Here is a 21,336-nt window from a genome sequence, read left to right as displayed (position 1 = left end):
GTCGGGCGGGCTAATCGACGTCGTCGTCGCGCATCTCGTTGACGCGCAGCAGCCCGTCGCGGTGGCGCTGCTCCCGGTAGGCCGTGCGGCCGATGATGTGGGCGATCACGGGGGCGGTGAGCAGGGTGAACAGCCCGACCAGTACCAGCGCCCAGACGTTGCCGTGGCCGCGCAGCTGGATCGCGGCGCCCACCAGCACCAGGATCAGTCCGACGACCTGCGGCTTGGTGGCGGCGTGCATCCGGGTCAGCGTGTCGGGGAAGCGCACGATCCCGATCGCGGCGGTCAGCGCGAGCGTCGAACCGAACAGGATCAGGGCGCCCGCGAGCACGTGCCAGAGGTTCATGTGTCGTCCCGCACTCGGAATCGGGACACCGCTGCCGAGCCGAGGAAGCCCACCAGCGCCAGCACGACGATCGCGGGCACCACGGTGGTGTCGGCGCTGTAGGCCGCCCACACGGCCAGTCCGGAGGCGGCGATGGCCATCAGCGAGTCGACGGCGACGACGCGGTCCAGGGTGCTCGGTCCCACTACGACGCGATAGGTCGTGAGCAGGGCGGCCGCGGCCAGGATGACGGCGGCGAGGACAGCGACGACGGTCACGATGCCACCTCCGGTGGCGTGGTCGGCCGGGAGCGCGGCCATCCGGTGGGACGTTCGAACACTTCGATCAGCAGGCGTTCCAACCGCCGGGTGGTCCGGTAGAACTCGGCCACGGCCGCGTCGCTGCCCACGTCGAGGACGTGCACGTAGACGACGCAGCGCCCGCGGTCGATCTCCAGCACCATGGTGCCGGGGATCAGGTTGAGCAGGTCGGTCCACAGCACCAGCACCAGATCCGACCGGGTGGCCGAGTACACCCGCAGTACCCCGGACACCGGCGTTCCGGCGGGGCGGATCGCGAACCACGCGACCTGGAGACTCGACTTCAGCGCGTAATACGAGCTCACCACGATCAATTCGACCATCGGAAGCGGATTCAACCGACCGGTCACCGGCACTCTCGGCAGGGGTAGCGCCACCATGATCAGTGCGCCGACCACCAGCCCGCCCAGGATGTTCGCGACGCTGAGGTCGCCCCACAGGGCGAGCCAGACCAAGGTGAGCCACAAAAGAATGCCGACCCGGATCACCGTGTCGCGCCGCGGGCCCCGCCAGGTCTGCTCGGCGCTCATCGCGGACCTCCCGGATCGCCGGGCGAGCCGCCCAGCACCGCGCCGATGTACACGCCGGGATCACGCAGGTCGATCGCCGCCCGGTCGGCGATCGCGAGGATCGGGCCCGCCAGCACCGTCAGGCACAGACCGACCGCGACCAGCGCCGCGGTGGACAGCACCATCAGCGGCGGCATCCGGCCGGGATCGGTGCGTTCGTCGTAGTGCACGTCGGTCGTGTCCTCGATCAACGTCGGCGGCTTCGCCGCGGTGAGATGCCCCTCGGGCGCGTCTTCGCGCGGTCGCCAGAACACTTTGCTCCATACCCGGGCCACGGTGTAGAGGGTGAGCAGACTGGTGAGCACGGCGCCGCCGACCAGCACCCAGGCCAGCACGCTGCCCTTCTCGGCGCCCGCCTGCAGGAGCGCCACCTTGCCGATGAACCCCGAGAACGGGGGGATGCCACCGAGATTGAGCGCGGGAACCAGGAACAGCACGGCCAGCAGCGGGCTGGCGGCGGCGAGTCCGCCCAATCGGCGCAGCGAAGTCGATCCGGCTTGCCGCTCGATCAGTCCGGCCACCAGGAACAGCGCGGTCTGCACCAGAATGTGGTGCGCCACGTAGAACACCGCGCCCGCCAGCCCGGCCGCATTGGCCAGCCCGACCCCGAACACCATGTATCCGATGTGGCTGACCAGCGTGAACGACAGCAGACGGCGGATGTCGCTCTGCGCGATGGCGCCGAAAATGCCCACGAGCATGGTGAGCAGGCCGCACACCAGCAGCACCGAGTCGAAGCCGCCGTCGGGAAACAGCAGCGAGTGCGTCCGGATGATCGCGTAGACGCCGACCTTGGTGAGCAGGCCGGCGAACACGGCGGTGACCGGGGCCGGGGCGGTCGGGTAGGAGTCGGGCAGCCAGTTCGACAGCGGGAAGACGGCTGCCTTGATGCCGAACGCCACCAGCAGCACCGCGAACACGGCCGTGCGCGTGCCCTCCGGCACGGCGCCGAACCGGACGGCGAGCTGGGCGAGATTCAGCGTCCCGGTGGCCGCGTAGGTCAGTCCGATGCCGGTGAGGAAGATCAGCGACGAGACCATCGACACCATCACGTAGGCCACGCCCGCCCGGATGCGTTCGGTGGTCGCGCCCACGGTGAGCAGCACGAACGACGCCGCGAGCAGGATCTCGAAGCCCACGAAGAGGTTGAACAGGTCACCGGCGAGGAAGGCGGCCGAGACACCGGCGGTCAGAACGAGATACGTGGGCCGGTAGATGGAGGTCGGCTGCCGCGCGTCGCCGTCGCGGATGTTCTGGCCCGCGCCGTAGAGCGCGACCGACAGCAGGACGATGGACGAGACGAGCAGCATCGCCGCCGAGAGCCGGTCCACCACCAGCGTGATGCCGATCGGCGCCGCCCAGTTGCCGACCTGCAACGCGGTGGTGCCGTCCCGGTCGGCCAGGAACAGCAGCAGGCCACAGATCACGACGACACACGACAGCGCGCCGACGCTGACCGCGCTCTGGATGCGGGGCCTGCGGCCGAAGACGAGCGTGGCCGCGGCGCCGAGCAGCGGAACGAGCACCGGCAGCGGCATGAGGATCGGCAGTAGGCCGGAAGCGGGGCTCACGTCTCCGGGTCCTCTCCGGCCCGCCGCCGGGCGACCTCCGCGTCTTCCTCGTCGTTGGCGACGTCGTCGCTGGTGGTGAGCATGTAGGCGCGGTAGGCGAGGGCGAGCACGAATGCCGCGATGCCCATGGTGATCACGATCGCGGTGAGCACCATCGCCTGGGCGAGCGGATCGGCCATCTCCTCGGTGTCGGCGGCGCCGTGGATGGGCGGCTCACCGTCGCCGCCGCCCGCGGTGAGGATCAGCAGGTTCACCGCATTGCCGAACAGGATCAACCCGAGCAGCATCTTCGATACCGCGCGTTCCAGGATCAGGTACACCCCGCAGGCGACCAGGACGCCGATCACCACCAGCAAGGTCAGGTTGGCCGTCATGCGCCGGAACCGCCGTTCGCCGAAGGGGCCTCGGCGTCGGCCAGCTCACTGTCCAGCCGCGCGCCGAGACTGCGCAGCACGTCCAGCACCAGGCCGACCACGATGAGATAGACGCCGAGATCGAACAGCAGTGCGGTGACCACCTTGACGTGCCCGACCACCGGCAGCGAAACCTCGATGATCGCCGAGGACAGCGGAGGCGCGCCGAGCAGCAGCGACGACATCGCGGTGCCCGCCGCCAGCAGGAGGCCCGCCCCGAGGACATGGCCCGCGTCGACAGGGAGCGCCTCACCCAGCTCGTAGCGGCCACCCGCGAGATATCGCAGGGTCAGCGCGAGCCCGGCGGTGAGCCCACCCGCGAATCCTCCACCGGGGGCGTTGTGGCCGGAGAAGAAGAAGTAGACCGACAGCACCATGATGGTGGGGAACACCAGGCGCGTGGTGATCTGCAGGACCATCGACCGCTCGGCCCGGTCGACCAACCGGCCCGCGGGCAGCCAGCTCACCAGCGCCGGATCGTAGTCGGGAGAGTCCGCCGCTCGTGGCGCGCTGCCGAAACGCCTGCTGCGGAAGACCAGTGAGGCCACGCCGGTCGCGGCGACGACGAGCACCGAGATCTCGCCGAGGGTGTCCCATGCCCGCAGGTCGACGAGCAAGACGTTGACGGCGTTCTTGCCGCCGCCGAACTCGTAGGCGGCGTCGGGGATCCGGGGCCAGACGGGTTCGGCGGTACGGGCCGCGACGGCGAACCCGGCCAGCACCGCGACCACAGTTCCCGTTCCCACGGCCAGCAGCGCCCTGCGCGCCTTGAACGCGGTCCTGCGGCTCGCCTCGATCCGCGCGGGGAAAGCGCGCAGCACGAGAACGAAGATCACCAGCGTGAGCGTCTCCACCAGGAATTGGGTGAGCGCGAGGTCGGGCGCGCCGTGCAGCGCGAAGATCACACCACTGCCGTAGCCGGTCACACCGACGACCAGCACGCTCGCCAATCGGTTGCGCAGCACCGTCGCGGCGATCGCCGTCACCACCATGATCACCCCGATGGCCGGTTGCAGCGGCGAATCCCACAGGCGCAGCGTGACTCCGGTGCGGGCGCCGAGCGCGAGCAGCACGGTCGGCAGGACGATCAGCGTGACCAGGATCGTGGCCTGGCTCAGCGGCAGCGACCCACGCTGCACGGCGCCGGTCATCCGCAGGGAGAGGGTGTCCATCGCGCGCAGCGTGGCGTCGTAGGCGCGGTCGGCGTTGCCCAGGCGTGGGTGCGCCGATTCCGGGAAGCGGTCGCGCAGCCGGTACAGCAGGACACCGCCGACGACGATCAACAGGGTCACCGCCAGGGCGGGGTCGAAGCCGTGCCACAGCGCGAGATGGGAAACCGGCGTGCCTGCGAGCGTTTCGGCGTAGGGGCGCAACCGTGCGTCCAACCAGGACGGCGCGAGACCGGCCACCACGCCCGCGACGGCGAGGAGCGCCGGTGCCGCCAGGAAGAGCGCACCCGGCGGATGCCAGCGGAGACGATCCTCGGGTTCCCGGCCCGCGGCGACGGGAAGTTCGCTCGGGTGGTGGGCCGGCGGTGTGGCGGCGGGCTGTGCTTCGACACCCTTGTCGGCGAAGGCGCCCTGGACGAACCTGATGCTGTAAGCGACCGTCAGTATCGAACCGAGCACGACGCAGGCCAGCACCGCGCCGCGGCCGGGCGCGGTGAGTACGTCCGCGTCCATGACGGCGCTCAGCGCGCTTTCTTTGCCGACGAAACCGAGCAGCGGCGGGATGCCCGCCATGCTGAGCGCCGCGAGGATCGCGGTGCCGTACAGCACCGGAGCGCGGCGGCCGAGGCCGGACAGCCTGCGCAGGTCGCGCGTTCCCGCACCGTGATCGATGATCCCGACCACCAGGAACAGGCACGCTTTGAACAGCGCGTGCGCGACGATCATCGTCACGCCCGCCAGCGCGGCGTCGGGCGTGCCGATGCCGACCAGCACGATCAGGAAGCCCAACTGGCTCACCGTGCCGAAGGCCAGCACCAGTTTCAGGTCGGTTACCTGGAGTGATCGCAACCCCGCCAGCAGCATCGACGCCAGGCCGAGGGTGAGCACCAGCGGATGCCACACCGGGTTCTGCGCGAACACCGGTGCGAGCCGGGCGATCAGGTACACGCCCGCCTTCACCATCGCCGCGGCGTGCAGGTAGGCGCTCACCGGCGTCGGCGCGGCCATCGCGCCGGGCAGCCAGAAATGCAGCGGCACCACCGCGGATTTGGTGAGCGCGCCCACCAGCAGCAGCGCCACCGCGACGTCGACCGCGACCCCGCTCGGCGGCGTTCCCGCGAGCAGATCCGACAGCAGATAGCTGCCGTTCGCCGTGCCCAGCACGACGATGCCCGCCAGCATCGCCAATCCGCCCGCGCCGGTCACCAGCAGGGCCTGGATCGCGGACCTCCGGCTGGCCGCCTGCTCGGCGTTGTGACCGATCAGCAGGAACGACAGCACCGTCGTCGCTTCCCAGAACACATAGAGCAGCACCATGTTGTCGCTGGTGACCAGGCCGAACATGGCGCCTGCGAAGGCGACCAGCTCGGCGGCGAACACCCCGAGCCGCGCCTGGTCGTTCTCGAAGTACCTGGCGCAGTAGACCAGGACCAGCGCTCCGATGCCCAGCACGAGCGCGCACAGCACCGCCGCGAGCGTGTCGAAGCGCAGATCGATGTTCAGCCCGATGCTCGGCGCCCAGCTCAGGCGAACGCGCTGCGGCTCGGACCAATTCGCGATCACCCAGCCGAGACAGCCGAGCGGCACCGAGGCCAGCAGGTAGAAAGCGTTGCGCCCCAGTACCCGCACCCACAGCGGTGCCGTCAAGGCGGCAGCGGCATGAGCGAGCAGGATTGCGAGCAAACTTCACTCCGTCGGGTAGGGGCGGCGGGGTGTCCGGGACAATCCTACGTAAAGCCTGCATTTATCGCGGAAGCGGCAAGTATGGCGTCCGCCATCCCCTGGAACAGCGGCTATATATCCGCTAATGATTCGCTTTCCGATTGCCCCTTTGCTCGACGCTTGCTGCGCGGCCGGAATTTGCGCAGTACGACGAGTCCGATCGCGCTGCCGATGACGATGGCCAGGGCGGTGCGGCCCGGGGTGGCGTCGTGCACCGCCACGTCCTCGCGCCAGTCCTTGAACTTGTCCGGCATCACCGACACCGCCGAGGGAAGGTAGAGCGCGGTGATCGCGAGCACGCCGCTCGGCGCGTAGTGCGGTCGCGCCGTGCCGCAGCAGTAACCCGCGGTCAACGCGATGACGCCGCTGATCACCGTGAAGGCGACGGTTCCCGCGGAGGTCGAGGTGACGATGGCGAAGACCGCGATACCCGCGAGGAGCAGGATGGCGAGGGCGGCCGAGGGCATGCGAGCGCCGATGGCGAGTCCGGCGGCGGTCAAGGCGATCAGCACCGCGGAGGTCCAGCCGGGCCGGACCGCGTAACCCACGGCGTCGACGGCCGCGGTGAGGCTCACCGCCAGGTACACGCCGGTGCCGTCGCGGCCGGGCAGCAGCATGGCCGCGGCGGTCGCGCTGACGATCGTGGCGGCGACGACGATCCCGATCTCGACCGCGTGACTCTCGGCGGGCAGCTTGCTGTACTGGCGGCCCAGCCACTCGGTGCCGGCCAGGACCACCAGCGCGAGCACCATGGCGGCGAGGATCGGCGTTACCGGCAGCGCGATCGCCATGCGCGGCGTCTTCGGCTCCTCGGTGCGCTTCCAGTTGTGCAGGGTGCTGATCACCAGCAGGGCCAGCGCCGCGCCGAGCATCCAGCGCGTCGGGGTCTCCAGCACCGAGTACGCGTCCACGTTGATGTTCAGCAGTTCCGCCAGATCGCCGAAGCCGAAGAATCCGACTCCGCCCACGGCGAAGGCCGCGCCGGGCAGCGGGCGGCGCAACACGACGGCTCCCAGTCCGCCGAGCAGTACCGCGGCGCACACCGAGTCGATGTAGTTCTGCGTGGTGAGCATCTCGGCCGTCGACGCGTCGCGTCCCGCGAAGTGGTTGATCAGCTGCGCCGCGGCCGCGGCCGTCGCCGTCGCCCATCCGGTCAGCGGCCGTGTGGTGGTGGAGACCAGCACGGCGACCGCCACGGCGACGATCACCCCCAGCGCCGCGCTGCGCGGCACACTGTTGAGCAGGCCGACGATCCGATACGACGAGGACTGGCTCTGGGCGCTGACGGTGACCGGCAGGAACAGCGTGACGCCCGCGACCGCGGCTCCCGTGAAGGCCGTGGTCGCATCGACAATCTCGCCGACCTTGCGCACGATTGTCGAACATACCCGTGGTGCGCACGCGATCTTGTGATTGCCGAAAATTCGCCAGTAAATGTCTCCGATCGGAAAACCGCGGTTCAAGCCGAATTACCAGGGATTGGCTGAAGCTCGCGTCTTGCTCGTGATCTAGCCGCGGCTGTCCGCGTACCGGCGCAGCGTGTCGATCTGCGACGGGTCGAGCGAGGGCCGCACCACCGCCTGGGCGGCCAGCACGTCGGCCGCGGTGACGTCGGCCGCGTGCATGTCCCGGCGCATCGCCGTGAGAGCGGACTCGCGCAGCAGCGCCGCGCAGTCGGCCGCGGAGTAGCCGTCCAGTTTCTCGGCGAGCGCGTCCAGGTCGACGTCGGCGGCCAGCGGCACCGCGCGGCCCGCGGTGCGCAGGATCTCCCGCCGGGCGGCGGCGTCCGGCGGCGGTACGAAGACCAGTCGTTCCAGCCTGCCCGGCCGCAGCAGCGCCGGGTCGATCAACTCCGGCCGGTTGGTCGCGCCCAGCACCACCACGTCACGCAGCGGTTCCACGCCGTCGAGTTCGGTGAGCAGTGCCGCGACCACCCGGTCGCCGACACCGGAGTCGGCGCTCTGGCCGCGGCGCGGGGCCAGCGCGTCCACCTCGTCCAGGAAGATCAGCGATGGCGCGGAATCGCGCGCCCGCTGGAACAATTCGCGCACCGCGCGCTCCGACGAGCCGACCCACCGGTCCAGCAGTTCGGCGCCCTTGACCGCGTGCACGCTGAGCTGACCGGTACCGGCCAGCGCGCGCACCAGGAAGGTCTTGCCGCAACCGGGCGGGCCGTAGAGCAGCACCCCGCGCGGCGGCTCGATGCCGAGGCGGGCGAAGGAGTCCGGGTGCCGCAGCGGCCACAGCACCGCCTCGGTCAGCGCCTGCTTGGTTTCCACCATGTCGCCGACGTCGTCCAGGCTCAGGCTGCCGATGGCGAGTTCCTCCATGCCCGAGCGCGACAGCGGCCGGATGACCTCGAGCGCACCGAGCAAGTCGGGTTGGGTGAGCTGTGGCTCGCCCTGCTCCCTGGCCCGCGACGCCGCGCGCAGCGCCGCCTCCCGGCACAGCGCCGCCAGATCCGACATCACGAATCCCGGCGTGCGGGCGGCGATCTCGTCGAGCTTCAGCTCCGCGGTCGGCACCCGGCGCAACAGCTGCTCGAGCAGCGCCTTGCGCACGGCGGCCGACGGCAGCGGCAGCGCGAGCTCGCGGTCGCACAGATCCGGCGCCCGCAGCCGCTGGTCGATCCCGGCGGGGTGCGCCGTGGTCGCGAGAAACGCGACGCACGGTTCGGCGATCGCGGCGCGCAACTGGTCGAGGATGAGCGTGGCGACCGGCTCGGCGGCCGCGGGCAGCAGGGCATCGATGTCGGTGATCAGCAGGACGCCGCCCCTGCCGCAGCCGATATCGGCCACCGCCTCGGCGACCACGCGCAGCCGCGCCCCGCTCTCAGCCGCGCCGATGGTGGGGCCGTCCAGTTCCACCACGCGACGCGGGGCCGCGACCGAGCGGGCCAGCGTCGCTTTGCCGACACCGGCGGGGCCGGTGATCAGCACGCCGAGGTGCGGGCGCGCACCGAGCGTGCGCAGCAATTCGGGCTCGTCCAAGGCGAGGCTGAGCCATTCGCCGAGTTTCGCGGCCTGGCTGCGCGCGCCGGCCAGGTCTTCGACCGAGATGATCGCGGTGGCCTCCCCGGGCGCCGCGATCCGGCCCACCGTGGCGCCGTTGGTGCCCGCGGCCGTGTCGAAGACGGCGGCCTCGATGGCGCCGCGCGAGGCCTCGCCCACCGGGATCGGGGTTCCGGCCGAGGCCAGATCGGCGGCGTCGCGTGCGGCGACCGCTCCCGCGCCCCAGACGACGGCGGTATTCGGCTGCACGCTCACCGGCCCGCGCGGATCGGTGGCGGTGACGGTCAGCAACTCCGTTGTCCAGGCGATGCCGAAAGTCCGCGACAGCGCCTGGGTGGCCGCCGTGGAGCTGATGTCGGGGCCGAGGTCGCGCGGCAACAGCGAGACCGCGTCGCCGACCGTGACGACCTTCCCGAGCAGCGCCTGCCGCAGGGTCGCGCCCGGAATCGTCCGGGTGGCGTGTACCGAGCCGCTCACCGTGATCTGTTTGGCGCCGTAGACCGTGGCGGGGGAGATCACCACTGTCGCGTCTTCACGCAACCCGGCGTTGGACAGCGTGACGTCGTCGAGCAGGGCGACACCGGCGGGCGTTCCGTGGCGCGCCACGCCGACCACCGCGGCCGTGCGCCGTGAGCCGACCAGCATGATGCCGTCCCACTCCCGCAGCCCCAGCGCGGTCAGCGCCTCCGGATGCAACCGGACCACCCCGCGCCGGGCGTCAGCGGCGGAGGGATTCAAGCGGGCGGTGAGTGCCAGTTCTGCCACTGTGCCATTCTGCCGCGTGGGCACGGCATCGGTCACGGTTCATCGTTCCCGGGCCCGTGGAGAAGGGTCGTCCGCCTACTTCTTCACGATTCCGGCGGCGATCGCGACCGAGGTGCCTGCGACGCTCGGCGACAGGCACACCAGCTTGGCGGTGCCCAGCGCGACGTTCGGGCTGCCGTCGAACGGGCCGCCCGGGTTCTCCGCGAGGATCTGCTCGATCAGCGCCTTCTCGCCGTCGGTGTCCAGCTTCCGGAACTCACCGCAGGTGGTGCTGGACGCCGGGCCGAGCGAGGGGTCGCTCTGCTTCGTCGTGGCCTGCGCCTCCGTGCCCGCCGGGGTGTCCGGCGTCGCGGTGTCGGGAGCGGTCGTGGTGCGCGCGGCCGAGGCGGACGTGGTCGCGCTCGCGGAGCCCTTGCGCAATCCGTTCGCGTCGGTGGACTCGTCCGCTCCGCCGCAGCCTGCCAGCAGGAAACCCACCGTCCCGACGGCCAGGACGATGGTGGAAGTTCGTTTCATACCGTGCTTTCCCGGGTGGATCTCGGTGCCGGAGGCCCCGGCGTTCGCAGCAGCGTACCGGTTCTCCCGTGATCAGTGGATGTGTGCCTGCCAATCCGCCGGGACGCGGCCGCGCGGGCCAGGCACGCCCTGATCAGCCGGATGACTGTGCGGTGGCGCCAATTCCGGTCCGCCGGTGTACATCTCTCCGGTCTCGAAGTTGTAGTACCAGTCCTCGCCCGGCTCGAAACTCTGGATGAACGGGTGACCGGTGCTCTTCGCGTGACCGGTCGCGTGCTGCGCGGGGGAGGTGTCGCAGCAGCCGACGTGCCCGCACTGGGCGCAGCGGCGCAGATGCACCCACCAGCCGGAGTTCTGCTCGCACTCCGCGCAGCCGGGACCGCTGGGTGGTACGGCGGGATCGATGCCCGCGAGTCGCTCGGTCATGACTGTCCTTCCGTGTTCGCTGGAGTGGCGCCGTCGAGCTGCTCCGGGCCGGGGCGGTGCAGCGGCAGCCAGACGGTGAACCTGGTGTCGCCCGGCTCGGAGTCCACCCGGATGTCACCGTTGTGCTTGTTGACCACGATGCGGAACGAGATGTCCAGTCCGAGCCCGGTGCCCTCGCCCATCGGCTTGGTGGTGAAGAACGGTTCGAAGATCCGGTTGCGCGCCTCCGGCGAGATGCCGGAGCCGGTGTCGCCGATCTCCACGACCGCGCAGTCGTTCTCGTGCCTGGTGCGGATGCTCAGGGTGCCTTCGCCGTTCATCGCGTACACCGCGTTGTCGATCAGGTTGGTCCACACCTGGTTCAGCTCGGCGGCGTAGCAGGGCACCTGGGGCAGGGTGCGGTCGTACTCCTTGACCACGCGCACCCCGTCGCCGATCTTGCGGCTGAGCATCACCAGCGTGCTGTCGAGCAGTTCGTGGATGTCGACCACCTGGAACGGCGCCCGGTCCATCTGCGAGTACTGCTTCGCGGCGCCGACCAGCGAGGAGATGCGGGTGGTCGAGTCGCCGATCTCGTTCATCAGCAACTCGGTCTCGATGGTGTAGTTCAGCCAGCGGATGGCCCCTTGGAACACCTGTTCCGGAGCGCCCTCCAGAGTGGCGGCCACCCGTTCCAGCCAGTCGGTGTCGAAACCGGCCTGGACGAAGTTCGGCGCGAGGTTCCAGCCGTCGGCGATGCCGTGCTCCTCCAGCCACTCCCCGAGCAGGTCCTCGCGGTCGGCGGCCTCCATCGGCGACAGCTCCGGCGCCTTCGCGACCTGGGCGGCCGCCTCCTCCTGCATGCGCACCAAGGCGCCGAGGGAGGACGGATCGAACTTGCCCTCCGCCATCATCGCGAGCTTGTGCCGCATGCCGGCGACCCGTTCGCGCAGGCCCGCGGTGGCGCGCACCGCCGCGGCGGCCGGATTGTTCAGCTCATGGGTGAGACCAGCCGAGAGCGAACCGAGCGCGAGCAGCCGTTCGCGTTCACCGATGCGCGCGTTGGTGTTGCGGTTGCCGAAGAACACGCCCTCGAGCAGGTGCACGGCCATCGGGAACCACTCGTGCATCATCCGGGCGAAGACCTCGGCGTCCAGGACGTAGAACCGCGACGGTCGCGTCACGTACATGGAGCCGCTGTAGGTCTGGTCGACCTTGTCGCCGATGTAGGACATCCACGCGCCCGCGTAGGAGCCGTGGTGCTCGGTGCGGACCAGCTCGATCTCCGCGCCTGCGGACTGCTTGGTGAGCACCACCTCGCCGTCCATCAGCACGTAGAAGCAGGTGGCCGGTTCGCCTTCGCGGAAGACGAGACCGGGTTCGATGGTCTCGATCCGGCCGTCGGCGCACAGCCATTCCAGTTGCTCGTCGTTCAGTTTCTCGAACAGGAACAGGGTGCGCAGCTCGGCGGGGTCGCACACCAGCCTGCTGCTGCGGTCCGCGGTCTGGTTCGAAGTCATTGCGGCCTCCTGATCAGGCGAGATAACGGTGGACGAGCATGACGGCCATCGCGCCCTCGCCGACGGCGGAGGCGACGCGCTTGGCCGACTCGGCGTGCACGTCGCCCGCCACGAACACGCCTGGCACGCTCGTCTCCAGATGGTGTGGTGGCCGGGACAACTCCCAGCCGGCGGGGCGCGCGCCGTCGACCATCAGGTCCGGCCCGGCGAGCACGTAACCCGCGTCGTCGCGGGTGACGACGCCGTCGAGCCACTCGGTCTGCGGCGCCGCGCCGATGAACAGGAACAGCCGCTCCGCGTCGGCCTTTTCCTCGGCGCCGGTCCGGTTGTCGCGCAGCACGATCTGTTGCAGGTGATCGGCGCCGTCGGCGGCGACCACCTCGGTGTTGGTGTGCACCTCGATGTTGCCGATCTGCGCGATCTGCTGGATCAGATAGTGCGACATGGACTGCTCCAGCGAATCCGCCCGGACCAGCAGGTGCACGGTGCGCGCGTTGCGCGACAGGAACACCGCGGCCTGGCCCGCGGAGTTCGCGCCGCCCACGATGTAGACGTCGTGATCGGCGCACTCGGAGGCCTCGGTCATGGCCGAGCCGTAGTACACGCCGCGTCCGGTGAAATCGTCGACGCCGGGCGCCGGATGGCGGCGGTAGTCGACGCCGGTCGCGATGATCACGGTGTGCGCGCACAGGCTGCCGCCGTCGGCGAACCGCACGGTGCGCGCCGACCCGTTGACCTCCAGCGCGACCACCTCGCGCGTGGTGACCACCTCGGCGCCGAACTTCGCGGCTTGGCGCCGCGCCCGGTCGGCCAGCTGGGCGCCGGACAGGCCGTCGGGAAAGCCGAGGTAGTTCTCGATGCGCGAGCTCTGCCCGGCCTGCCCGCCGGTAGCGGTCCGTTCCACGAGCACGGTGCGCAGGCCCTCGGACGCGCCGTAGACCGCCGCGCCCAGACCGGCGGGACCGCCGCCGACCACGATCAGGTCGTAGAACTCGCCGGCCGCAGCGACGGTCAGGCCGACGTTCTGGGCCAGTTCGCTGTCGGAGGGCTGCACGAGCGCCTCGCCCGCCGAGGTGATCACCACCGGACAGCGCTCGGGGTCGGCCCCCGCCGCCTCCAGCAGGCGCGCGCCCTCCGGCTCGTCGGCCAGGTACCACCGGTAGGGCAGCTGGTTACGCGCCAGGAATTCGCGTACCTGCGACGACCGGGGCGACCAGCGATTGCCGACCACCTTGGTCTCGGTCACCGGCCGATGCTCGCTGCCGCGCCAGGCCTCCAGCAGGCCGTCCAGCACCGGGTAGAGCTTCTCCTCCGGCGGGTCCCACGGCTTGAGCAGGTAATGGTCCAGGTCGACGACGTTGATCGCGTCGATCGCGGCGTTGGTGTCGGCGTAGGCGGTCAACAGCACGCGACGCGCGTAGGGGTGCAGGTCCATCGCCTGCTCCAAGAATTCGATGCCGTCCATGCCCGGCATCCGATAGTCGGCGATCAACACCGCGACCGGCTGCCCGCGCAACTTCATCTCGCGCAGCGCCTCCAGCGCCTGCGCACCCGATTCCGCGCGCAGAATCCGGTAGTCGGCGCCGTAACGGCGGCGCAAGTCGCGCACGACCGCCCGGGAAACGCCCGGATCGTCGTCGACGCTCAGGATGGCCGGTTTCGTAGCAGCGGGTGAAGTCACCTGACGAGTATGGAGCCTGTCGGTGCGGTCTGTCGTGGGCGTTCGCCCAGGGCTCAGAGCCGATGATTCAGAGCCGATGACGCAGGACGAGATCGAGCTCACGCGGAGTGAGCAGGCGCTCCAGACGTTCTTCCTGTGCGGCCGCGCGGGCGGTGCGCGGGGATGCCGCCGCGCCGCGGGTTCTTCGCCCGTTCTCGGGCTCGATGGCGGGCAGTAGCGGAACCTGTTCCGCGGGTCGACGATGCAGCAGGGCGCGCAGTTTCACGGCCGATCACCTCACGTTGGGACGCCGAAAGTTGGAGGCAGTGTCTGTTGCTTCATCTATCTGTTATTGCCCGCCGCGCATTACAGCGGCCGGTGGGTCGGTAGCGAAAATGTGACGTAACTGTCTTCCCGTCTAAAATGTGCGCGCATCGTCCACACGCGTTCGGACAACCAAGGCCATCGGTCCGTCGCTCGTATCCCGGAGGCAGCGTTGCCGAAAAATCTCGAAGCCACCATCGACATCGCCGCACCCCCTGAGCGGGTGTGGGCGGTCGTCTCCGATCTGAAGCGGATGCCGGAGTTCAGCCCGCAGTGTGTGCGCATGGTGGCGCTCGGCTCGCTCCGGGCCGGCGCCTGGACGATCAACCTCAACCGCGACGGCAAGAAATACTGGCCGACCACCTCCCGGATCGTGCGTTTCGAGCCGAACCAGGCGTTCGCGTTCCGGGTCACCGAGAACCGGACGGTGTGGAGCTACACCCTGGAGCCGACCGAGTCCGGCACGCGGCTGATCGAGCGGCGGGACGTCCCCAACGGCACCACCTGGTTCTCCCGCAAGGCGATCGAGGCGGTGCTCGGCGGTGAGCTTTCGTTCGAGGAGCAGCTGGTGCGCGGCATGAACGAGACGCTGGGCAAGATCAAGACGGCGGTCGAGGCGGGCGCCTGAGCCGTGCTCGCCGCGGTGCTGTCACGGGAAGCCTGTGATCAGCGCCGCGGCGAGCGACCGCGAGTGCGGCGTTACTTCCAGTTGGGCAGCGTCACGACCTGCGCCGCGTAGGACAGACCCGCGCCGAACGCGATGAGCAGCGCCGTGTCGCCGGGCTTGGACTCGCCCTTGCGCAGCAGCGCCTCCATGGCCAGCGGGATCGAGGCGGCGGAGGTGTTGCCCGCCTCCTCGATGTCGTTGGCGAGCGCGCAGTGCTCGGGCAGCTTCAGCACCCTGGCCATGATCTCGATGATGCGGCCGTTGGCCTGGTGCGGGATCATCGCGTCCAGGTCCTCAGGGGACAGGCCTGCGCGGTCGATCGCGTCGCGGCACACCTTCTCCAGCGAGTGCGCGGCCCACCGGAACACCGCGGTGCCTTCCATGGCCAGATACGGCCGCACCGCCTCCAGGCCCTTCTCATCGATCTCGTGGAAGTACTCCATCCAGTCCTTGTCCTGCCGGATGGCGTGGTGCTGGGTGCCGTCCGAGCCCCACACGGTGGGGCCGATGCCCGGCTCGTCGGCGGGGCCCACGATCACCGCGCCCGCGCCGTCGGCGAAAAGGAAGGCGGTGGAGCGGTCGGTCGGGTTGACCGTGTTCGTCAGCTTCTCCACGCCGATCACGAGCACGTGTGCGGCGGTGCCGGCGCGGACCAGATCCGATGCCAGCGCTATCGAGTGGCAGAAGCCCGCGCAGCCGGCCGAGACGTCGAAGGCGGCGGCGCCGTTCATGCCGAGTTCGGTGGCGATGCGCGGCGCGGCGGCCGGCGTCAGCAACAGATGGGTCGACGTAGCAACGATCACGCAATCGACTTGGTCGACCGCGAGGCCCGACGATTCCAGCGCGCCGCGCGCGGCCGCGACGCTCATGCTCTGAATCGTCTCCGATTCGTCGGCGAACCGCCGGGTTTTGATGCCCGACCTGGTGCGGATCCACTCGTCGCTGGAGTTGATCGGACCTGCCACCTCGTCGTTGGTGACCACTCGAGCGGGGCGGTAAACGCCGAGCCCGAGAAGCGCCGTGTGCTCAGCCCCGGTGGTCTGGGCGATTCGAGCAGCCATCTGCGTCTCCTATGTACCTGCGGCGGCGCCGCCGGGTGTTCCCCGAAGCATCGAAATCGGTCCCTCATCAGCCCCCGCCCATCGGTGGATAGACATGAGGCTTCCTCATATTAGCCCGAAAGTCGCTAATTCGCCGCGCGTATTCCGACAATCGCTGGGTATCTCGTCGGAGCACGCCACTGCTGCACGAGGCGTGGCCCAACTAGGATGCGAGGACACCATGCTCGGTCTCGGGATTATCGGATGGATCATCATCGGCGGTCTGGCCGGATGGATCGCCAGCAAGATCATGAAGACGGACGCCCAGCAGGGCATTCTGCTCAATATCGTCGTCGGGGTGATCGGTGGTCTGCTCGGTGGGTTCGTGTTGAAGCTGTTCGGAGTCGACGTCGACGGCGCCGGGCTCTGGTTCAGCTTCTTCACCTGCCTGGGTGGCGCGGTCATCCTGCTGTTCCTGGTTCGACTGGTCACGGGGGCCCGAGTCAGGTCCTGACCCCGCGTGCCACAGGCTCCTTTCCCGTAAGGTGTGAACGCTTGCGCCCGTCCTATCGTTGAGGAGGCGCAACCCGTTTGCATCGAGCACGAAAGAGGAGCCTGTGGCCCGCCGTCCCACCCCGCCCGGCACGCCTGAACGAACCGGAGTCGGCCACGTCGTCGACCTGGTCCGCAACGCGATCCCTCCGCTGCATCCCGCCGGGCTCCCGTTCGTCGCCGCGCCCCTCGCGGTCGCCGTCGTCGGCGGCAAGCGCAGATGGGTGCGGCGCACGGGCCTGTTCGCCGCGGCGGCGTGCGCGACCTTCTTCCGTCATCCGCATCGCGTGCCGCCGAACCGGCCGGGTGTGGTGGTCGCGCCCGCCGACGGCGAGATCGCCCTGGTCGACACCGCCGCTCCCCCCGCCGAGCTCGGTCTCGGCGACGAGCCGCTGCCCAGGGTCAGCATCTTCTTGTCCGTGCTGGACGTCCACGTGCAGCGCACGCCGGTCTCCGGCATCGTGCGCACGGTGCAGCACCAGCCCGGCCAGTTCCGTTCCGCGGACCTGCCCGAGGCGAGTTCGGTGAACGAGCGCAACACCATGCTCCTGGAGACGCCGGAGGGCAGCCGGGTCGTCGTGGTGCAGATCGCCGGCCTACTCGCGCGGCGCATCGTCTGTGACGCCCAGGCCGGCGACGTGCTGACCATCGGCGACACCTACGGCCTGATCCGCTTCGGCTCGCGGGTCGACACGTACTTCCCGCCGGGCACCGAGCTACTCGTGCAGCCCGGTCAGCGCACCATCGGCGGCGAGACCGTGCTCGCCGTGCTCGGCTCAACCGCCGACTCGTGATGGAAGCGGCGGTACCCACCCAGCGGCGCAGGCGGCGGAGCATCCGCCTGCTGCCCAGCATCGTCACCATCCTGGCGCTGTGCTCCGGGCTGTCGGCGGTGAAGTTCGGCCTCGACGGCAAGCTCGACATCGCGCTGGCCATGATCGGCGCGGCGGCCGTGCTGGACACCCTCGACGGCAGGCTGGCCAGGATGCTCGACGCCACCACCAAGATGGGCGCCGAGCTGGATTCGCTGTCGGATGCCATCTCCTTCGGCGTCGCCCCCGCGCTCGTGCTGTACGTGACCCTGCTCAGCAGCAACAGCGTGGGATGGATCGTCGCGCTGCTGTTCGCGGTCAGCATCGTGCTGCGCCTGGCCCGGTTCAACACCCTGATGGACGACGACACCAGGCCGGACTGGGCGCGCGAGTACTTCGTCGGCGTGCCCGCTCCGGCCGGTGCGCTCATCGCGATGGTGCCGGTGGCGCTGTTCGTGCAGTTCGGCGACGGCTGGTGGGTCGGCTTCTACGAGGTCGCGGCATGGACGGTGTTCGCCGCCGCGCTGTGCGTCAGCACCATTCCGACGCTCGCCATGAAGTCGGTGTCGGTGGCCCCCCAGGCGGCGGCGGGACTGCTGTTCCTGGTCGCGCTCGCCGCGGCGGCGCTGGTCACCTATCCGATCGTGCTGCTGCTGGTGCTGGTCGCGCTGTACCTGGGTCATATCCCGTTCGCCTGGCATTCCCAGCGCTGGGTGGCCGCGCGCCCGGAGACCTGGACACACAAACCCGCCGAACGCCGGGCGCAACGCCGGGCCGACCGGCGGCTTCCCGCGATCCGGCGACCGGCCATCCGTGGCTCGTCGGCTCGTCTGCGATTGCGCCGACCCGGGGCGAAACAGCGCCAGAACGGTCATCCGTCCCCGAGTTCGGATCGCAGGTAGCTCTTTCGGGGTGACAACTGGTTTCGTGAGTACATGGGTAGCTCCATGTACTCGCATCGAACGAGCGTGCGATGGGTGTCTTGTCAAGCGTTGGCGGCGTCAGGTGTCGTTGGTTCAGTGAACCTCTGAACTGCGGATATATTGGAAATTCTGCTCAGTTCTGGCTGTGCTATCGATTACCAGCGTTGGCGCGCGCGGGTGTTGTGGTTGACGTCAGCCATTAAATGGCGGGTTCGATGACAAGCCTCGACGGCTGGCCAGCAACTATGCCGGACATGAGCGATCGGACAAGAGTGCAGTTTTGCCATCGGATGGGCGTCGACCCCTTGCAGTTGGCCCTGTCGTAGGTTGTGTCCTGGCAGGACACGCAAACAGCACGACAAACCTACGGGCAGGACCACTAAGCGTCAGGTATGCCACGTTGTTTGCTTCGTCGCCAGATCAGGTACTCAATGTAATCGTGTGCGTATCAGGCTCTTTCATGTCGCGTGGTCTGCGAATGGCACGTCGACAGTTCGAGCCGCTGGCTAGCAGGAACATCCGATCTCCTGCTGCGGTGCCGAAAGCCGAGTAGAACTCGGGGAAGTTGCACACCACCTGATTCGTCCGAAACCTGCTGGGTGCGTGCTGCGTGCTGCGTGCTGCGTGATGGCGGCAAGGGCGGATTCGGCGAACGGTCGGCTCTGTTCATTCGCCAGCAGCGCGCCCACGAGAGGAACAGGGTACGGAGGTCCGGGGTCTCACCTCTGCGGCGCGTAGCGGCGGCGTACGCAGCAACCGCGATCCGCGGACCGTTGAGGTCCGCCAGATTCTCGCTGGCGCAGCTGGACCGCCGCAGTAATGCGGCCGTCCAGCCGAACCCAGGCGCGTGAGTCCCCATTGGGCCGTACGACTCTCTCCGGTACGCTCGGGCGCCGGGCCGTAAAATGAGGGGGATTCTTTGACTGTAACGCCGTTTGGCCGCCGCGCTTTTCTGCTCGCTCTCGGCGTGGCGCCCGTAGCGTGTACGTCGGAGTCCACGAAGCCGGACGGGCCCGATCTGTCCAAGGCTGACAACACAATCCGGCCTCAGGACGACCTGTATCTTCACGTCAACGGCACCTGGTTGCGGACCTACCAGCTACCGCCGGACAAGTCCCGCTATGGCTCATTCGAGGAGATGGACGAGCGCGCCCGCCATAACCTCAACGCCATCCTCGAGGGCATCGACGACGACGCTGCGCCGGGCTCACCGGAGCAGAAGCTGCGCGACCTCTACCGCGGCTGTCTCGACATCGACACGATCGAGCTTCAGGGCACGAAGCCGATCGCCGACCTGCTCGCGGCCGTGGACAACGCCGTGACCAAGTCGGACCTTGCATACGTCGCCGGTCAGCTGGTCATGACGGGAGGTTTCCGCACCCAGTTTCAGACCACTCCGCTCCAGCTGTACGTCGGCGTCGATCCCAAGGACTCAACCCGCTACCTGCCGAGGATGGCTCAGTCCGGCCTCGGCATGTCGGACGAGGCCTACTACCGTGACCTGCGGAAAGCCCCGATCCGCGACGCCTATCGCACGTACCTGCAACGCCTCGGCGCCGGCGCGGGACTACCAGACCCGGTGGGCACGGCACAACGCGTGCTCGACCTGGAGACAGGAATCGCTGCAGGACAATGGAACCAGGTCGACACCCGCGACGCCGACAGGACCTATAATATCCGCAGCTGGGCTGAGTTGCGCACGCAGGCACCGGGATTCGATTGGGACAGCTGGCTCGCGGCGATATCCGAAAGCCCCGCCAAGTTCGCCACTGTGGTGGTCGACGAGCCCTCGTACGTCACGGCTTTTGCGCAGCTGTGGGTCGATACCGACATCGCCGTCTGGCGCGAGTACTTCACACTGGCCATCGTCCGCGCATTCGCCGCCTTCCTGAAGAAGGATTTCGCCGACGCCGACTTCGACTTCGCGGGCAAGACTCTGAAAGGACTCGAGCAGCCGGAGGACCGGTGGAAGCTGGCGGTCCGCCTGATCAACACCACGGCGGGCGAGCTGCTCGGCCAGAAATATGTCGCCGAGCACTTCCCACCTGAGGCCAAGAAGCAGGCGCTCGATCTCGTCGCCAACCTGCGCGAGGCCTACCGCGAGCGGTTCCAGCGCACCGAATGGATGAGCAAGGCGACTCGCGACGCCGCCATCGCCAAGCTCGACAAGGTCCAGCCGATGATCGGCTACCCCGACAAGTGGCGCGACTACTCGAATCTCTCCGTCACCAAGGACCAGCTCGTTACCAGTATCCGCGCCGCGAACGTCTTCGAAAGCAGGCGTCAGCTCGCCAAGTTGGGCACACCTGTGGACCGCGGCGAGTGGGGGATGACTCCGCAGGCCGTCAACGCCTATTACACGGCCAGCATGAACATGATCGTCTTCCCCGCAGGCATCCTGCAGCCGCCGTTCTTTGACCCCGAAGCCGACCCTGCTGTCAACTACGGCGGCATCGGCGCGATGATCGGTCACGAATTGGGCCACGGTTTCGACGATCAGGGCTCCAGATACGACGGTGACGGTATCCTGCACGACTGGTGGACCCCCGAAGACCGCGCCGCCTTCGTCGAGCGCGCCGACATGCTCATCGCCCAGTACGACAAGCTCGTGCCGGACGGCGTCCCACCCGATCAGCACGTCAACGGCAAGTTCACGGTCGGTGAGAACCTGGCGGATCTCCGTGGTTTCGCCACCTCGCTGGCCGCCTACCGGATCGCCATGCAGAAGCGCGGCGCTGCCCTCGATTACACCGCCGTCTTCATGGCCTGGGCCCGCACCTGGCGGGAGAAACGGCGCCACGAGGCGACTGCCGACCAGGTGGCCACTGATCCCCACTCTCCCAACGAGTTCCGCTGCAACCAGCCCGTCCGCAACCTGCCCGAGTTCTACGCCACCTTCACTGTGCAACCCACCGACAAACTGTGGCTTCCCGAAGAGCAGCGCGTCACCATTTGATCGCCTCCGATGGTCCCGGTCAGCCGGGGCAGCGGGCGACCGGACCTACGGTGTTCCGACCGGCCGCTGCCGCTACCAAGCACGGAGCCTTCAGAA

General features: G+C 69.0%; 20 protein-coding genes. 5 read left to right on the top strand and 15 right to left on the bottom strand.

Annotation, left to right across the window (positions count from 1 at the left end):
• Positions 1–10 precede the first annotated feature (10 nt).
• From mnhG to IU450_RS01270, 13 genes are all read right to left on the bottom strand, one after another.
• The gene (mnhG, locus tag IU450_RS01330; RefSeq protein WP_195147943.1) at positions 11–346 is read right to left on the bottom strand and encodes a monovalent cation/H(+) antiporter subunit G; all 336 of its coding nucleotides are present in this window, start codon (positions 344–346) and stop codon (positions 11–13) included.
• A complete protein-coding gene (locus IU450_RS01325; protein WP_181720755.1) occupies positions 343–603 on the bottom strand; it encodes a monovalent cation/H+ antiporter complex subunit F in 261 nt (86 codons plus the stop codon). Before IU450_RS01325 ends, mnhG begins: the two co-directional genes overlap by 4 nt.
• Positions 600–1,175, bottom strand: coding sequence for a Na+/H+ antiporter subunit E (locus tag IU450_RS01320; RefSeq protein WP_195147942.1), 576 nt, complete (start codon positions 1,173–1,175; stop codon positions 600–602). The genes IU450_RS01325 and IU450_RS01320 overlap by 4 nt, the downstream gene beginning before the upstream one ends.
• A complete protein-coding gene (locus tag IU450_RS01315; protein WP_195147941.1) occupies positions 1,172–2,785 on the bottom strand; it encodes a Na+/H+ antiporter subunit D in 1,614 nt (537 codons plus the stop codon). The genes IU450_RS01320 and IU450_RS01315 overlap by 4 nt, the downstream gene beginning before the upstream one ends.
• Entirely contained in the window at positions 2,782–3,159 is a 378-nt protein-coding gene (locus IU450_RS01310) for a Na(+)/H(+) antiporter subunit C (protein ID WP_181720752.1), read from the bottom strand. The genes IU450_RS01315 and IU450_RS01310 overlap by 4 nt, the downstream gene beginning before the upstream one ends.
• A complete protein-coding gene (locus IU450_RS01305) occupies positions 3,156–6,050 on the bottom strand; it encodes a Na+/H+ antiporter subunit A (protein WP_195147940.1) in 2,895 nt (964 codons plus the stop codon). Before IU450_RS01305 ends, IU450_RS01310 begins: the two co-directional genes overlap by 4 nt.
• A 110-nt stretch (positions 6,051–6,160) precedes the next feature.
• On the bottom strand, positions 6,161–7,462 hold the full coding sequence (locus IU450_RS01300; protein WP_195147939.1) for a hypothetical protein: 1,302 nt from the start codon (positions 7,460–7,462) through the stop codon (positions 6,161–6,163).
• A 135-nt stretch (positions 7,463–7,597) separates the two neighbouring features.
• Complete coding sequence (locus tag IU450_RS01295; protein ID WP_195147938.1) at positions 7,598–9,865, bottom strand: AAA family ATPase; 2,268 nt, start codon at positions 9,863–9,865, stop codon at positions 7,598–7,600.
• Positions 9,866–9,940: 75 nt separating this feature from the next.
• Positions 9,941–10,381, bottom strand: a complete 441-nt coding sequence (locus IU450_RS01290; RefSeq protein ID WP_195147937.1) for a hypothetical protein — start codon at positions 10,379–10,381, stop codon at positions 9,941–9,943.
• Positions 10,382–10,453: 72 nt separating this feature from the next.
• Positions 10,454–10,807 (bottom strand): UBP-type zinc finger domain-containing protein, encoded by a 354-nt coding sequence (locus IU450_RS01285; RefSeq protein ID WP_195147936.1) that lies wholly within the window; start codon positions 10,805–10,807, stop codon positions 10,454–10,456.
• A complete protein-coding gene (locus IU450_RS01280; RefSeq protein WP_195147935.1) occupies positions 10,804–12,306 on the bottom strand; it encodes an ATP-binding protein in 1,503 nt (500 codons plus the stop codon). The genes IU450_RS01285 and IU450_RS01280 overlap by 4 nt, the downstream gene beginning before the upstream one ends.
• A gap of 13 nt (positions 12,307–12,319) precedes the next feature.
• Positions 12,320–13,987 carry an FAD-dependent oxidoreductase gene (locus IU450_RS01275; RefSeq protein WP_195147934.1) on the bottom strand — a complete coding sequence of 556 codons (1,668 nt, stop codon included), beginning with the start codon at positions 13,985–13,987 and terminating at the stop codon, positions 12,320–12,322.
• A gap of 67 nt (positions 13,988–14,054) precedes the next feature.
• Complete coding sequence (locus IU450_RS01270; RefSeq protein WP_195147933.1) at positions 14,055–14,252, bottom strand: hypothetical protein; 198 nt, start codon at positions 14,250–14,252, stop codon at positions 14,055–14,057.
• Between the two features lie 210 nt (positions 14,253–14,462).
• Here IU450_RS01270 and IU450_RS01265 point away from each other — a divergent pair, with 210 nt between their 5' ends.
• Positions 14,463–14,918 carry an SRPBCC family protein gene (locus IU450_RS01265; RefSeq protein WP_195147932.1) on the top strand — a complete coding sequence of 152 codons (456 nt, stop codon included), beginning with the start codon at positions 14,463–14,465 and terminating at the stop codon, positions 14,916–14,918.
• 71 nt (positions 14,919–14,989) lie between these two features.
• Here the strand turns inward: IU450_RS01265 and IU450_RS01260 are convergent, their stop codons facing one another.
• Positions 14,990–16,018: a beta-ketoacyl-ACP synthase III gene (locus IU450_RS01260; protein WP_195147931.1), complete on the bottom strand. Its 1,029-nt coding sequence runs from the start codon at positions 16,016–16,018 to the stop codon at positions 14,990–14,992.
• 220 nt (positions 16,019–16,238) lie between these two features.
• On the opposite strand from IU450_RS01260, the gene IU450_RS01255 reads away from it, so the two are divergent.
• The 3 genes from IU450_RS01255 to IU450_RS01245 all read left to right on the top strand — a co-directional run bounded on the left by IU450_RS01255 (position 16,239) and on the right by IU450_RS01245 (position 18,263).
• Entirely contained in the window at positions 16,239–16,511 is a 273-nt protein-coding gene (locus IU450_RS01255; protein ID WP_195148617.1) for a GlsB/YeaQ/YmgE family stress response membrane protein, read from the top strand.
• A 103-nt stretch (positions 16,512–16,614) separates the two neighbouring features.
• Positions 16,615–17,343 carry a phosphatidylserine decarboxylase gene (locus IU450_RS01250; protein WP_195147930.1) on the top strand — a complete coding sequence of 243 codons (729 nt, stop codon included), beginning with the start codon at positions 16,615–16,617 and terminating at the stop codon, positions 17,341–17,343.
• A complete protein-coding gene (locus IU450_RS01245) occupies positions 17,343–18,263 on the top strand; it encodes a CDP-alcohol phosphatidyltransferase family protein (protein ID WP_195148616.1) in 921 nt (306 codons plus the stop codon). The genes IU450_RS01250 and IU450_RS01245 overlap by 1 nt, the downstream gene beginning before the upstream one ends.
• 441 nt (positions 18,264–18,704) lie before the next feature.
• Here IU450_RS01245 and IU450_RS41235 read toward each other — a convergent pair whose 3' ends face one another.
• Positions 18,705–18,929 carry a M13-type metalloendopeptidase gene (locus IU450_RS41235; protein WP_195148615.1) on the bottom strand — a complete coding sequence of 75 codons (225 nt, stop codon included), beginning with the start codon at positions 18,927–18,929 and terminating at the stop codon, positions 18,705–18,707.
• A gap of 274 nt (positions 18,930–19,203) precedes the next feature.
• Between IU450_RS41235 and IU450_RS01235 the strand changes: the two genes are divergently transcribed.
• The gene (locus tag IU450_RS01235; protein WP_195147929.1) at positions 19,204–21,240 is read left to right on the top strand and encodes a M13 family metallopeptidase; all 2,037 of its coding nucleotides are present in this window, start codon (positions 19,204–19,206) and stop codon (positions 21,238–21,240) included.
• Positions 21,241–21,336: the final 96 nt, after the last annotated feature.

This window comes from Nocardia abscessus, assembly GCF_015477775.1.
GTDB classification, from domain to species: Bacteria; Actinomycetota; Actinomycetes; order Mycobacteriales; family Mycobacteriaceae; genus Nocardia; species Nocardia abscessus_A.
The sequence above is the reverse complement of the archived record's forward strand: the minus strand, read 5'-3'. Positions and strand labels throughout refer to the sequence as shown.